The sequence below is a fragment of the Mesorhizobium sp. M0998 genome, assembly GCF_040318885.1.
In the GTDB taxonomy this organism is placed as follows: domain Bacteria; phylum Pseudomonadota; class Alphaproteobacteria; order Rhizobiales; family Rhizobiaceae; genus Mesorhizobium.
This window is the reverse complement of the sequence record NZ_JAMYND010000008.1, coordinates 194,953-207,482: the sequence shown is the minus strand read 5'-3', so window position 1 is coordinate 207,482 and position 12,530 is coordinate 194,953. Positions and strand designations below refer to the sequence as shown.

The following is a 12,530-nucleotide window of genomic DNA, read 5'->3' as shown; positions in this document are numbered from 1 at the left end:
AGTCCTTGCGGATCCGCGCCAGCGCCTCGTCGAATGAAGCGGTCTGGTAGAGCGACTTGATCTCGTGGCTGTTGGCAAAGACGATATCGACGGTGCCGGAGCGCATCAGATCGAGGAATTCGTCGCGGTAGCGATCGACGCAGAACGAGTCCGACAATGTCATCGACACTTCGCGCCCGGCGGCGTGGGCGAGCTTAGCCGTCTGCCGGATCGCCTCCTTGGCGCGCGGCGGGTCCCACAGATAGCCCTCGAAATAGGTGACCGCGGCGCCCGAGGCCTTGTCGGCCTCGACGTCCTCCGGGCCGAGCTCGACGCAGGCGCCGAGATAGGTGTTCATCGAGCGCTCGCCGTCCGGCGTGACGAAGATCATCGAGCGCGCTGTCGGCGGTTCGCCGTTAAGCGGCCTGGTGTCGAAGGCGACACCCTGGGCATGGATGTCATGCGCGTAGATTTCGCCGAGCGCGTCGTTGGAGACCTTGCCGAAGAAAGCGGCGCGACCGCCGAAGGAGGCCACGCCCGCCGCCGTGTTGCCGGCGCTGCCGCCCGAGGCTTCAATGGCCGGGCCCATGCGGCTGTAGAGCAGTTCGGCGCGCCTCGTGTCGATCAAATTCATTGCGCCCTTGATGATGCCGTTGGTCTCCAGGAACGCCTCGTCGCACTGGGCGATGATGTCGACGATGGCATTTCCGATACAAAGCACGTCATAGTCCGGCATCAATTCATGTCTCCGCCAAAAGCCCACCGGCTTTCTGCCACGCCGGGCGCGGGCGGGTCTAGCGGTTTGATGCGGCTTTGCCTAGGCCGCGAGTTATAAATCCGGGCAGAGCGCATGCTTCGTATCGCGCGGTTTGCGCTTGTCTCGCGACCTGTCTCCGCCTATCCCGAAATATCGCCCATGGCCTCGTTTGACATGGAATTGGAAACGCCGTGATCCTCGACGCCGCCCGTGCCGCCTTGAGCCGGCAGTTCTCGCCCGCATTCCGTTCCGTGTTCCTGAAGACGCTGGGGCTGACCTTGCTGGCGCTGGCGGCGCTTTGGTTCGGGATCAAGAGCCTGTTCGAATGGCTGGCCTGGCCGTGGATCGATGCATGGCTGCCCGCCCTACCCTCCTGGGCCGGGTGGCTGGGCGCCGTCGTCGCCGGCGTCGGCCTTGCGCTGGGCTTGGCGCTGCTCATCGCGCCGGTGACGGCGATCATCGCCGGCCTGTTCCTCGACGACGTCGCCGAAGTGGTCGAGCGCACCGACTATCCAAACGATCCGCCCGGCCGCGCCGTGCCGGCGTTGCGCTCGCTGGTGCTAGCGATCCGGTTTTTCGGCGTCGTCATCCTCGGCAATATCGTCGCCCTGCTGCTTCTGCTGGTGCCAGGCATCAACATCGCCGCCTTTTTCGTCGTCAACGGCTATCTGCTCGGGCGCGAGTTCTTCGAGTTCGCCGCCATGCGCTTTCGCCCGGAGGCCGAGGCACGGGCGTTGCGCAGAAAGCACTCCATCACCGTGTTCCTGGCCGGGTTGGTGGTCGCCGCTTTCCTCGCCGTGCCGCTGCTCAACCTTCTGACGCCACTGTTCGCCGCCGCCATGATGGTGCACCTGCACAAGGCGATCTCGGCACGGGAAGGGAGCTAGCGCAGCAGAAAGCCGCGCCCCAGTTCATCATCGTCCTCGACGATGAATTCGGCCCGCCCTGAGTAATAGGCGCGGCCGCCGACGCGGGCGATGATGGCGTCATGCGGCCCGGCCGTGGCCGTGCGTACGACGGCGCCGGAAAAGCGCGAGCCGGCAATGCTCTCGAACAGCCGCGTCCGGCCAATTTCGATCTGACCCTTGGCGTGCATGGTCGCCAGCCGCGCGGTGACGCCGGAGCCGGTCGGCGAACGGTCGACCTCGGCTTCGGCGAAAACGCAGATGTTTTTGGTCGGCGTATCGGAGAACGCATCCTGTCCGTCGGTCAGGATGGTGCCGTAGAGAAAGGCGAGATCGGCATGGTCGGGATGCGACAGCGGCAATTCGGCCTTGAGCTTATTGGTCAGCGCGGTCGCCGCATCGACGAAATCGCGCACCCGATTCCTGCCGAATTCCAGCCCGAACTGGCGGCAGTCGGCGAGTGCATAGAAGGCGCCGCCATAGGCGATGTCAAAGCCGACCGGACCATAGCCCGGCAGCTCGATCCGCCGGTCGCGGGCAAACAGAAACGCCGGCACGCTTTCGAAGGACACCGCGCCGGCCTTGCCATCCCTTACCTCGACTGCAGCCGAAATCAGCCCGCATGGCGCCTCGATATTGACGGTCGTCAGCGGCTCGCGTGGCGCCACCAGCCGCTCGTCGACGGCGTAGCGGCCGAGCGCGACGATGGCGTGGCCGCACATCGTCGAATAGCCCTCATTGTGCATGAACAGCACCGCGAGGTCGGCGCCCGGCAGGTCGGGCTCCACCAGCAGCGCGCCATACATGTCGTAATGGCCGCGCGGCTCGAACATCAGGATCTTTCTGAGATGATCGAGATAGTCGCGCACGTAGGCACGCTTTTCGAGGATCGTGCCCTTGGGAATGTCGGGGTAGCCGCCGGTGACGATCCGCAGCGGCTCGCCGCCGGTGTGCATGTCGACGACGGTGAGCGTCATTCGCCGGGCCCGACCTAGGCTGAAGATTTGGCAAACAGCGCCTGCAGCTTGCCGAACGGCATGGCGGCGCGGGTGAAGCCGAAGGTGCCATCCTGCTGGATCTCGCGCGCCGCGGTCTCCAGCATGCCGAAAGCAAAATTGGTCAGCCATGGGCCGAGCGAGATGCGCTTTACCCCCGCCATGGCAAGATCGGCGATGGTGAAGCCGGGCCTGGCCATGACGTTCACGGGCTTGGTCAGCGCCGAGCAGACGGTTCGCACCATCTCGATGTCGCCCAGGCCCGGTGCATAGAGCACGTCGGCACCGGCTTTCTCGAAGGCCTGCAGCCGCTTGATCGTGTCGTCGAGATCGGGCTTGCCCCACAGGAAATTCTCGGCCCGCGCGGTGAAGACGAAATCGCGTTTCAGTGCCCGTGCCGCTTCCGCCGCCGCCGCGACGCGATCGACGGCATGCGAAAAATCATAGATCGGCTTGGCGGGCTCGCCGGTATGGTCCTCGATCGAGCAGCCGGCGAGGCCAGCCGCCTCGGCGGCGAAGATGGTCTCGCCGGCACTTGTCGCGCTGTCGCCCTTGCCCTTTTCGAGGTCGGCCGAAACCGGCAGCCCGGTCGCCGCTGACACTTCACGGCAATGATGGATCATCGCCTCGAACGTCACCGCGCCGTCGGGCAGGCCGCGCGAAAAGGCAAAGCCGGCGCTGGTCGTGGCCAGCGCCTTGAAGCCGAATGAGGCCAAGAGCTTGGTCGTGCCAACGTCCCAGGAATTGGCCATGACGAAGATCGAGTCATGCAGGTCGCGAAAAATCTTGCCCTTGTCCATGGATGCTCCCCTCCAGTGCAGAATGTGAGGCAAATTCTAGCCCGGCGGAAGGCGCCGGGCAAACAAATGCGGTTGGCTCAGAAGCGTTTGGCGTTCTCTCCTGCCAATCGGTCCAGCGCATCGGAATCCTTGACGTAACGCGAAGCGTTTTTGTCCCAATGATAGGTGACGGAAATGTCGCGCGAAGACGCCTCTGGCGGCGGCTGGCCGTCGCAGCTTTCATCGCCCGGCAGCGTCGCGTCGGTCACCGTAACCTTGATGGCTGCATAGGGCTGGCCGTCGGCAATCGCCTGGAAGGCCGCATTCTGCGTCCTTCGGTTGGTGCAGAGGTTTTCGTCGAACGTATAGATCATGTCGATCAGCTCGAACCTGTCGTTGCGGACCATGACCAGCGGCGCGATCACATAGCCCTGGCTCGAATTGAAATGCGTGCTCGTGGTGATGATGACGTCATCGCCGGGCCCGATCGACAGCTTGCCCGGATCGCGAAAGTAGGTGCTGCGGTCGACGGCAACATTGACCGCGTCGAGCAAGGCCGGCTTGCCGGTGATGTCGTAGAGTGCCAGCACGGCATAACCCTCAGCGCTGTCAGGCGAGTCGCCGAGGTCGAGCAGCATCGCCAGCCGGTCCTTGCCGCCGGCCTTGATGTCGAGCACGTCGCCGCTGGAAAGACCCGACGTCGCCGGCGGCGAGCCGTCGTAGTCCGGTCCAGCGATGTGGCGCATCTCGATCGGAATCGAACCCCGGAAAAAGCCGTCCTTGTCCGCGGCCAGATCGGGAATGACCATCCTGGCGAGATCGAGATAGGTGACATCGCCGTGGCCGGGGACGGCGCTGCCGAGCTCCGGGAAGCTGACGGCCTCCGCGCTGGCCGTCGTCCAAAGACAGGGCAGCAGCAGGCAGGCAAAGATGAAACGAAGCAGGGAGAAGGTCATGCGCGCGCTCGTTATGTCGGGCGCGCGCAAGCTAGAGCATTTTGCGACCAAGAGGAAACCCCTGGCGTTGCCTCACTATGTTGGCTTGGCTTGGCTCGCCAGGGTCTGCTGGAAAACCGGCACCAGCTGATCCATGGCGGCTGCGAGCCACGCGCCGAGTTCGTCGGGCAGAGTGTCGTGGATCCAGACCAGGCGGCTCCGGCCCTCGCCCTCGGCAAAGACCTGCATGGAGGTGTTATCGTGGGTGACCTCATCGCCGAGCCATCCCCACACGATCCGCCGGCTCTGCTCGTCGCGGGCGATGAGCCGCTCTCGCACGATCTTGCCGTCGGCGAAAGTAAGGGCCCGCACGTCGCCCTCATCCACCCGGCAGTCGACGAAAACGCCTGGGGCTATCCGTTGGGCGCCGCCGGCGAAGTCGCCCACCGTCGCCCATACGCTTTCCGGTGAAGCATCTACGATGATTTCCCTGACTATCGAAGCCATGTTCGCTGGTCCCTCTGTTAATAGGTAGACCTGTCTGTCTACATGTGGATGTATACAGACCTGTCTGCTATACGGTCAAGGCATGTCCGCAGCCCGAATCAACGATCGTCCCGAAAGTCTTGCGCGCCGTCGCATCGTCGATACGGCGACCGCGCTGTTTTCTCTGGAGGGGGTCCGTGCCGTAGGCATCGACCGCATCATCGCCGAGGCCGGCGTTGCCAAGGCGACGTTCTATCATCACTTCGCGGCCAAGGACGATCTCGTCCGCGCCTACATCGAGGAGCTCAGCAAGGGAGGACGGGCGGCAATCGCGAGCCTTGGCCGGCGGCCACCTCGCCAGATGATCCTTGCCGTATTCGATCTCATCGCCGACGCGGCGGATCAGCCGGGCTACCGCGGCTGCCCGTTCCAGAACGCCGCGGCCGAATACCCCGACCCGAGGAGCCCGGTTCGCCAGGCAATCGATAAGCATCGTCACTGGAAATGGGGCATCCTAAGGGATCTGCTGATCGCGGACGCAAATCCCGATCCGGACCGCACAGCGGACGCGCTAACAGTGGCGGCCGACGGCCTGCTTGTCGTCAGTCATCTCGACAGGCCGGCCAATCTGCGCAGTCTCATACGCGACACGGTCGACCGAGTACTTGGAGCGCCGCGCCCGGTCTGAGATCGGGCGCGCATGCAGCTTGCGCATAGGCGATCAGTGGATCGGCACCAGCCCGGCCAGTTCACGCATGTCGTCGAACAGGATGCCGCCGGCTTCGATCAGCCCGTCGCGGTCGGAAAGCGGGTCGCCATGGTAGGAATAGACGCGCATGCCGGCGGCGATGCCGGCTGTCGTGCCGGCGACGCTGTCCTCGATGACGATACAGTCGGCGGGCGCGAAGCCCATCGTCGCTGCCGCATGCAGGAAGAGGTCGGGGAACGGCTTGCCGCGCGAGACCATGGTCGAGCTGAACAGCGCATGGTCGAACAGCGGCAGCAGTCCGGTCTGGCCGAGCGTGATGTGCATTTTGGACACCCGTGCCGACGAGGCGACACAGGTGGCGATGCCGGCGGCGTGCACGGTTTCGATGAACTCGCGAACAAAGGGGATGGCCTCGACGCCATGCGCGAACAGGTCCGGCAGGCCGGCGTTCCAGCGCTCGACGAAATCGGCGCCGAGGCTGACGCCGGTCGCCTCGACTTCCTTCTGCACCGAGACCATGCTGCGGCCGGAGAAATTCTTGCGGCAATATTCGAAGCTGGCCGGAAAGCCGGCCGCGGTCAGCCATTCGGCGAGGCGCCGATTGGCCAGGTTCTCGGTGTCGACCAGAACCCCGTCGCAATCGAAGATGACGAGCTTGGGTATTTTCATCAGGCCGTGCCGGTCGATCCGAAGCCGCCCGAGCCGCGCGCCGTACCGCCAGCCAATGTGCGCTCCTCGACGGTCGCCTGCGTCACCGGGGCGAAGACGATCTGGGCGATCCGCATGCCGCGCGTCACCGCGAAATCCTCGTCACCGAGATTGATCAGCAGCACCTTGACCTCGCCGCGATAGTCGCTGTCGATGGTGCCCGGCGTGTTGAGGCAGGTGAGCCCGTGCTTGAAGGCGAGGCCGGAACGCGGCCGGACCTGGCCCTCGACGCCCTCCGGAATTTCCAGGATCAGCCCGGTCGGCACCAGCGCGCGCTTTCCCGGCAGGATCAAGAGCGGCCTGTCGTCCGGGACGGCTGCGCGCAGGTCCATGCCGGCGGCGCCCGAGCTTTCATAGGCGGGAAGCGGCAAGCCCTCGCCATGCGGCAGCCTGACGAAGCCGACAGCCGGACCGATGACGGAGGTAGGATAAAGTGCTGCGCGCATGAGGCTGATCCTATCGTCGCGAACGCCGGTCCAGTCAACTCGGCGGCAATGCTATCAACGGCTTTCTTTCAGCACAGTTCCGCTTCAGCGCAGTTCCATCGGAACGACCGTGGTCTCCTTGATCTCCTCCATGACGAAGGAGGCCGAAACGTCCGATAGTGCCACCTTGGCGATCAGCCGCTGGTAGAGCCGGTCATAGGCCTTCACATCGGCAACGCGGGCGCGCAAGACATAGTCGAGATCGCCGGACATGCGGTAGGCGCCGGTGATCTCGGCAAAGCCGGTCACCGCCGCTCGGAATCTTTGCAGCCAGTCCGGATCGTGGTTGGAGGTGCGGATCAGGATGAACACCGAAAGGCCGAGCCCAAGCTTGTCGGCATCGACCAGCGCCACCCGGCCGGTGATGACGCCGTCCTCCTCCAGCCGCTTCACCCGGCGCCAGCAGGCATTGCGCGACAGCGATATTCTTGCCGAGAGCTGGTCGACGGACAGCGTGCCGTCGCGTTGCAGCTCGGCCAGCAATCTCCGGTCTATTTCGTCGATTTCCGGCGCCATGTGGGATGTTTGTCCCAAAATTCAGCCTTTCACAAGGACAATTTGAGACCGATGAACCGAACACCCATGCCAGTATACTCATCGCCGGCTCTTCATGCCGGCAGGAGGGATCGACATGACCGCACGGCTCGCAAGACTTTTCACCTCTCACCCGGCCGCGGTCGGCGAGAGTTATTTCGGCCATATGGCTTTCGCCGCATGGTTCTCGTCGCGATTGTTCATGGCGGCCTTTGCCGCGCTCGTTCATGCTTTCTTGCCGTTTCTGTTCGAGACCACGGCAAGCGGCATCATCCGTGAGCTCTATGAGCGGACGCACAACAGAGGACGGTAAGCCGCAGAGGTACCGAGCGCAGCGAGGCCGCTGGACAGCGCCGACCCTCAACAGGCCCCGCAGCGCAATCCCGATCAAGCGCCGCCATCGTCGAATGCCGAGCCAGGCTTGTATCCACGCGCCAATCCGCCATTTTGAGGATCGCGGCGCGATAGCCCGGAGCATTCACCATGGATATCGTCTTTTCCTCGACCACCAAACTGGCCGCGGCCATCCGCGACCGTACGGTTTCCGCAATAGAGGTGCTGGACGAGCATCTGGCGCAGATCGACAGGCACAATAAGGCGGTCAATGCCGTCGTAACCCTCGATCGGGACGGTGCGCGGCAACGCGCCGTCAAAGCCGACGACGCGCAGGCGCGCGGCGAGGCCCTTGGGCCGCTGCATGGCGTGCCGTTCACACTGAAAGACACGCATGAAACCGCCGGCATGAGAACCGCCGTCGGCTTCCCGGCCTTCGCCGACTATGCTCCGAGGGCAGACAGTCCGGTCGTTGCCCGGCTGAAGGCGGCAGGCGGCGTGCTGGTGGGCAAGACGAACGTGGCGACGATGCTCGGTGACTGGCAGTCTGACAATCCACTGTTCGGCCGCACCGGCAACCCCTGGAACCTCCAGCGCACCGCCGGCGGCTCCAGCGGCGGTGCGGCGGCGGCGCTCGGCACTGGTATGACGCCGTTCGAGGTCGGCACCGACATGCAGGATTCGATCCGGCTGCCGGCCGCCTTTTGTGGCGTCTACGGCCTCAAGCCGACCGAGCACCGCGTCTCGCTCGCCGGCGCCTTCCCCGACCCGGGCGGGGCGCCGCGCAGCGTGCGGCTGATGTCCTGCCTCGGACCGCTGGCGCGCAGCGTCGAGGACCTGGCACTGATCTACGGCCTCATTGCCGGGCCGGATGGAAGCGATACCGACCTTGCGCCGGTACCGGTCGAAACCATGCCGGAGCTGGATCTCAGAAATTTGCGCATTGCCGTCGCGCCGTCCTTTCCGGGCTTTCCGGTGGCCGGCGAGATCAGCGCGGCGGTCGAAAGTCTGGCAAAGGAGCTTCAGTCGGCAGGCGCCATCGTCGAGGATGCCAAATTGCCGGAGCTCGACCTGCACGACGACCTAGCACAAGGCGGTGCGCTGATCGGCATGATGCTGGAGGCGGCGCAGCCCAAACCACCGGAGAAGCCGACGCCGGTCTCGCGCTGGTTCGAGGCGCTCGCCCGCCGCGACCGCTCCATCCTGGCGTGGGAACGGTTCTTCGACGGCTGCGACGCCTTGCTGTGCCCGGTCGCCATGGCCACTGCCTTCCCGCATTGCGAGCCGGGAACGCCGATCGAGGTCGACGGCAAGACGCAAAGCTACTGGATGCTGCCGGCCTATGGCGCGGTGTTCAACTACAGCGGCCATCCGGCACTGTCGCTGCCCTGCGGACAGGACAGCAATGGCCTGCCCATCGGACTACAGCTTGTTGGCAAACGCTGGTCGGAGCGGCGCCTGCTCGGGATCGCCAGGGCAATCGAGCCGCTGGCCGGCGGCTTTCGCCGTCCGCCCGGCTATTGAGTAAACCGCGCCAGTCCGTAGGGATCAAGCAGCGGATCGCGCTCGCCGTCGAGGATTTCGCGGGCGGCGAACAGGGCGACGGCCGGCGCCAGCGTGATGCCGGAATGCATGACCGCAACATAGACGCCGCTCGTGCCTTCGGCGCGGCCTATGATCGGAAAGCCATCGACCGGCGTCGGCCGATAGCCAACGGTGTGGAAATCGAGTTCCAGCCCATCCGCGCCGCGCAGCATCGCCTTCATCGCCGCAAACAGGTCGCGGGCGGTGGCCGGGGCATCCATGCCGGGATCGGCGCCACCGAAATCCGAGCCGGCGATGACGCGGCCTTCCGCCGTCTGGCGCATATGCAGGCGGTCGCCGATCACCAGGCCGTTGAGCAGCTTTTCGTAGGGGCGCGAATGCACGATCAGGCCGGGCGGCGTTTCGATCGGCAGTTCTATCCCGGCTGTGGCAGCGATTGCCGGAGAGCCGGCTCCGGCCGCGATCACCACCTCGTCGGCAGCAATCCGCCCGCCGGATGTATCGACGCCGGCAATCCTGCCGTTGGCTTGCACCAGAGCGGTGACGGTCGTCCCGGCTACAATTCGCGCGCCGCGCCGTTCGGCGTCGGCCAGCAGTGCTTGCGTGGCGGCGACCGGCTCGGCAACGCCTTCCTCGGCGACATAAAGGGCGAAATCGGGAAGCTCGGTCAGATTGGGCTCGATGCGGGCCGCTCCGGCACGGTCGACACGCTCGATGCCGTAGCCCCATGCGGAGTGCTCGGCCGCATAGGCTTCGAGTTCGGGACGTGGCAGGTCCCAGCACAGGCCGCCGCACCATTGCAACGGGATGCCGGGCACCTCGTTCGCCAGTCGCGTCCATTCGGCCATCGATCGAGTCCGTAGTCGGAAGTAAGGCTGCGGATTACCCCAGCTGGCATTGATCCAGGCAAAGGAATTCGGTGTCGCGACGCCGCCGGCGCCGCTGCCGGCAACGACCGTCACCTTTGCTCCAGCCCTGGTCAGGTGCCAGGCGATGGAGGCGCCGATGATACCGGCGCCGATGACGATCACTTCTTTCGCAGCTGTCATGCTTCACTCCTCGTTCCAACGCCACCACTGCGATGCCATTGCCCGTGGGTTCTGCCAAGAGCGAGCCGTATCAAATGTGCCTCTTGACTTTAATACGTACGTACGTATTTTACCTGGCATGGCTAGACATTCACTTCGCGAAAAACTTCTCGACGCCGGTTTCAAAACCATCTGGAGCTCCGGCTATTCGGCCGCCGGCGTACGCGACATCGTCGCCGCGGCCGATGCCCGTCCGGGGTCCTTCACCAATCATTTTGCCTCCAAGGAGGCGTTCACCGGCGAGGTGCTGGACCGCTATTTCGCCTATGTGAGCGGTTTGGCGGAGCAGGCCCTTGCCCGGGACGGCACACCCCCGGTCGGGCGCTTGCGCCGCTATCTCGAAATCATCACGTCGAAGCTGGAGGCGCATGATTGGGCACGGGGCTGCATGATCGGCAATCTCAGCCTCGAGACGGCTGCTCACAGTGAGGCGCTGAGGCTGCAACTCGTCGCCATCTTCGAACGCTGGCGCAAGCCCTTTGCCGAATGCATCGCCGAGGGCCAGGCGGCTGGCGACATCACCGACGCGTTCGATGCCGAGGACCTCGCCGATTTCCTGTTGAGTTCCTGGCAAGGCGCGATGCTGCGCATGAAGGTGGAGCGCAGTCCCGAACCGCTCGAGCGTTTCAAGAATATCGTCTTCAAAACAGTCTTCGTAAAAAAGGAGCTGATCCGATGAACCCGAAACTCGAAAAGCAGCAATCCCGCACAACGGTGCCGCGCTCGGAAGTCGCGGTACTCGATTCCACCATCTCCTATGTCGAGGCAGGTACTGCCGGTCCGACGGTGCTATTCCTGCACGGCAACCCGACGTCGTCCTACATCTGGCGCGACATCATCCCGCATGTGGCGCCGTTCGGCCGCTGCATTGCGCCCGACCTGATCGGCTATGGCCAATCCGGCAAGCCGGACATCGACTATCGCTTCTTCGACCACGTCCGCTATCTCGACGCCTTCATCGAGACGCTTGGCATCAGTGACGTGGTGGTCGTCGCGCAGGACTGGGGCACCGCGCTCGCCTTCCATCTCGCGGCCCGGCGGCCGCAGCGGATCCTCGGCCTCGCCTTCATGGAATTCATCCGCCCCTTCGAGAGTTGGGACGATTTTCACCAGCGTCCGCAGGCGCGCGAATTGTTCAAGGCAATGCGCACGCCTGGCGTCGGTGAGAAGCTTGTCCTGGAAGACAACGTCTTCGTCGAAAAGGTGCTTCCGGCTGCGGTGCTGCGCACGATGAGCGATGAGGAAATGGCCTCCTACCGGGCACCGTTCCCGACGCCCCAATCGCGCAAGCCGATCCTGCGGCTGCCGCGCGACCTGCCGATTGAAGGCCAGCCCGCCGATGTCGCTGCCATCAGCGAGTACGACCATCGGGCGCTCCGGCTCTCCTCCTACCCGAAGCTGCTTTTCTCAGGCGATCCGGGGGCCCTCGTCTCGCCGCATGCGGCACGGGAATTCGCGGCCGGCCTGAAGAACTGCCGGTTGATCGATCTCGGACCCGGCGCGCATTATCTACAGGAGGACCATGCCGACAGGATCGGCGCCACAATTGCCGAGTGGATTCCGGAGGTGGCCTTCGAGAGCCGAGCGACCGAATCGGCCTGACGTCGGGACGTGAACCGGCGGCAGCCGGAGAGGTCGACAGCTTAGCTCTGCCGGTGCCAAGCGATGGAGGCGCCAATGATGCCGGATCCAATGACGATGATGTTCTTGCTCACGGCCGTGTACCTTCAAACGCCCAGGACTTCTTGCCCTCATTGCCACCATGCTACAGACTTACCAAGGGCGTTGCCGGGACCGCTCTCGAAGCGGGTCGATGACGATCGCCTCACTGGAAACGTTCAGCTCAATCACATGAGGGTCATTTGCGCCGCTGGATAAAAGGGTTGGTTTTTGCTGCAGCCGGAGCCGCCATTGTCTATGCCGTCTTCTTTGGCCCGCTGCCGTTCGTTCGATCTTGGTGGCAGGACGACAACTGGCTGGATCCTTTGCATAAACGCCATCGCATCGCTGACGGTTTGGTGCTGACCGGGGCGTTGGTTGGGAAATCGCGGGCAGAAGTTGTTGCCATGCTCGGCGAGCCGCCGAAGACGGACTATTTCGAGGACTGGAGTCTGGTTTATATTCTTGGTTCGGAAAGAGGATTTTTTTCGATCGACTCTGAATGGCTGGTTATGCGCCTGGATGACGTTGGCTCGGTCACGCAGGCGGCTATCGTCAGAGACTGAACCTGCTGCCGGGGTATCAGCGGTGTTTCCGTTCGACACGCTGGAAAAGCGCTGCTAGAAGCCCGCG

The 12,530-nt window shown here is 64.2% G+C and carries 16 protein-coding genes; 7 read left to right on the top strand and 9 right to left on the bottom strand.

Annotated elements, in window-relative coordinates; translation table 11 throughout:
- Positions 1–715: adenosine kinase (locus tag NKH59_RS10665; RefSeq protein WP_353021742.1), on the bottom strand; the 715-nt coding region annotated here is incomplete at its 3' end.
- A 212-nt stretch (positions 716–927) separates the two neighbouring features.
- On the opposite strand from NKH59_RS10665, the gene NKH59_RS10660 reads away from it, so the two are divergent.
- Positions 928–1,623, top strand: a complete 696-nt coding sequence (locus NKH59_RS10660) for a sulfate transporter family protein (RefSeq protein ID WP_353021740.1) — start codon at positions 928–930, stop codon at positions 1,621–1,623.
- Here NKH59_RS10660 and NKH59_RS10655 read toward each other — a convergent pair.
- The 4 genes from NKH59_RS10655 to NKH59_RS10640 form a co-directional block, all read right to left on the bottom strand.
- Positions 1,620–2,618 (bottom strand): proline racemase family protein, encoded by a 999-nt coding sequence (locus tag NKH59_RS10655; protein ID WP_352898966.1) that lies wholly within the window; start codon positions 2,616–2,618, stop codon positions 1,620–1,622. The genes NKH59_RS10660 and NKH59_RS10655 overlap by 4 nt on opposite strands.
- 14 nt (positions 2,619–2,632) lie before the next feature.
- Entirely contained in the window at positions 2,633–3,436 is an 804-nt protein-coding gene (locus tag NKH59_RS10650) for an isocitrate lyase/PEP mutase family protein (protein ID WP_353021738.1), read from the bottom strand.
- A 77-nt stretch (positions 3,437–3,513) separates the two neighbouring features.
- Positions 3,514–4,371, bottom strand: a complete 858-nt coding sequence (locus NKH59_RS10645; RefSeq protein ID WP_353021736.1) for a hypothetical protein — start codon at positions 4,369–4,371, stop codon at positions 3,514–3,516.
- Positions 4,372–4,446: 75 nt separating this feature from the next.
- On the bottom strand, positions 4,447–4,857 hold the full coding sequence (locus NKH59_RS10640) for an SRPBCC family protein (protein WP_352458654.1): 411 nt from the start codon (positions 4,855–4,857) through the stop codon (positions 4,447–4,449).
- An 82-nt stretch (positions 4,858–4,939) separates the two neighbouring features.
- Between NKH59_RS10640 and NKH59_RS10635 the strand changes: the two genes are divergently transcribed.
- The gene (locus NKH59_RS10635; protein ID WP_353021734.1) at positions 4,940–5,524 is read left to right on the top strand and encodes a TetR/AcrR family transcriptional regulator; all 585 of its coding nucleotides are present in this window, start codon (positions 4,940–4,942) and stop codon (positions 5,522–5,524) included.
- Positions 5,525–5,557: 33 nt separating this feature from the next.
- Here NKH59_RS10635 and NKH59_RS10630 read toward each other — a convergent pair whose 3' ends face one another.
- The 3 genes from NKH59_RS10630 to NKH59_RS10620 form a co-directional block, all read right to left on the bottom strand.
- Positions 5,558–6,214, bottom strand: a complete 657-nt coding sequence (locus NKH59_RS10630) for an HAD family hydrolase (RefSeq protein WP_353021732.1) — start codon at positions 6,212–6,214, stop codon at positions 5,558–5,560.
- Positions 6,214–6,699 (bottom strand): dUTP diphosphatase, encoded by a 486-nt coding sequence (gene dut, locus NKH59_RS10625; RefSeq protein ID WP_352464297.1) that lies wholly within the window; start codon positions 6,697–6,699, stop codon positions 6,214–6,216. The genes NKH59_RS10630 and dut overlap by 1 nt, the downstream gene beginning before the upstream one ends.
- Positions 6,700–6,783: 84 nt before the next feature.
- Complete coding sequence (locus tag NKH59_RS10620) at positions 6,784–7,254, bottom strand: Lrp/AsnC family transcriptional regulator (protein WP_023676368.1); 471 nt, start codon at positions 7,252–7,254, stop codon at positions 6,784–6,786.
- Positions 7,255–7,369: 115 nt separating this feature from the next.
- On the opposite strand from NKH59_RS10620, the gene NKH59_RS10615 reads away from it, so the two are divergent.
- Together NKH59_RS10615 and NKH59_RS10610 are read left to right on the top strand one after the other, a co-directional pair.
- A complete protein-coding gene (locus tag NKH59_RS10615; protein WP_352469961.1) occupies positions 7,370–7,585 on the top strand; it encodes a DUF6356 family protein in 216 nt (71 codons plus the stop codon).
- 170 nt (positions 7,586–7,755) lie between these two features.
- Positions 7,756–9,129 carry an amidase gene (locus NKH59_RS10610; RefSeq protein WP_352995432.1) on the top strand — a complete coding sequence of 458 codons (1,374 nt, stop codon included), beginning with the start codon at positions 7,756–7,758 and terminating at the stop codon, positions 9,127–9,129.
- Here the strand turns inward: NKH59_RS10610 and NKH59_RS10605 are convergent.
- Positions 9,123–10,199, bottom strand: coding sequence for an NAD(P)/FAD-dependent oxidoreductase (locus NKH59_RS10605; protein WP_352540433.1), 1,077 nt, complete (start codon positions 10,197–10,199; stop codon positions 9,123–9,125). The two genes, NKH59_RS10610 and NKH59_RS10605, sit on opposite strands and share 7 nt — an antisense overlap.
- A 118-nt stretch (positions 10,200–10,317) precedes the next feature.
- Between NKH59_RS10605 and NKH59_RS10600 the strand changes: the two genes are divergently transcribed.
- From NKH59_RS10600 to NKH59_RS10590, 3 genes are all read left to right on the top strand, one after another.
- Positions 10,318–10,917: a TetR/AcrR family transcriptional regulator gene (locus tag NKH59_RS10600; protein WP_352614617.1), complete on the top strand. Its 600-nt coding sequence runs from the start codon at positions 10,318–10,320 to the stop codon at positions 10,915–10,917.
- Entirely contained in the window at positions 10,914–11,840 is a 927-nt protein-coding gene (locus NKH59_RS10595) for a haloalkane dehalogenase (protein ID WP_352681389.1), read from the top strand. The genes NKH59_RS10600 and NKH59_RS10595 overlap by 4 nt, the downstream gene beginning before the upstream one ends.
- A 260-nt stretch (positions 11,841–12,100) precedes the next feature.
- Complete coding sequence (locus NKH59_RS10590; protein WP_352540430.1) at positions 12,101–12,463, top strand: hypothetical protein; 363 nt, start codon at positions 12,101–12,103, stop codon at positions 12,461–12,463.
- Positions 12,464–12,530: the final 67 nt, after the last annotated feature.

Coding starts and splice junctions, on each gene's coding strand:
- NKH59_RS10655 (WP_352898966.1), bottom strand. CDS start 2,618: ATGACGCTCACCGTCGTCGACATGCACACCGGCGGCGAGCCGCTGCGG.
- NKH59_RS10650 (WP_353021738.1), bottom strand. CDS start 3,436: ATGGACAAGGGCAAGATTTTTCGCGACCTGCATGACTCGATCTTCGTC.
- NKH59_RS10645 (WP_353021736.1), bottom strand. CDS start 4,371: ATGACCTTCTCCCTGCTTCGTTTCATCTTTGCCTGCCTGCTGCTGCCC.
- NKH59_RS10640 (WP_352458654.1), bottom strand. CDS start 4,857: ATGGCTTCGATAGTCAGGGAAATCATCGTAGATGCTTCACCGGAAAGC.
- NKH59_RS10635 (WP_353021734.1), top strand. CDS start 4,940: ATGTCCGCAGCCCGAATCAACGATCGTCCCGAAAGTCTTGCGCGCCGT.
- NKH59_RS10630 (WP_353021732.1), bottom strand. CDS start 6,214: ATGAAAATACCCAAGCTCGTCATCTTCGATTGCGACGGGGTTCTGGTC.
- dut (WP_352464297.1), bottom strand. CDS start 6,699: ATGCGCGCAGCACTTTATCCTACCTCCGTCATCGGTCCGGCTGTCGGC.
- NKH59_RS10620 (WP_023676368.1), bottom strand. CDS start 7,254: ATGGCGCCGGAAATCGACGAAATAGACCGGAGATTGCTGGCCGAGCTG.
- NKH59_RS10615 (WP_352469961.1), top strand. CDS start 7,370: ATGACCGCACGGCTCGCAAGACTTTTCACCTCTCACCCGGCCGCGGTC.
- NKH59_RS10610 (WP_352995432.1), top strand. CDS start 7,756: ATGGATATCGTCTTTTCCTCGACCACCAAACTGGCCGCGGCCATCCGC.
- NKH59_RS10605 (WP_352540433.1), bottom strand. CDS start 10,199: ATGACAGCTGCGAAAGAAGTGATCGTCATCGGCGCCGGTATCATCGGC.
- NKH59_RS10600 (WP_352614617.1), top strand. CDS start 10,318: ATGGCTAGACATTCACTTCGCGAAAAACTTCTCGACGCCGGTTTCAAA.
- NKH59_RS10595 (WP_352681389.1), top strand. CDS start 10,914: ATGAACCCGAAACTCGAAAAGCAGCAATCCCGCACAACGGTGCCGCGC.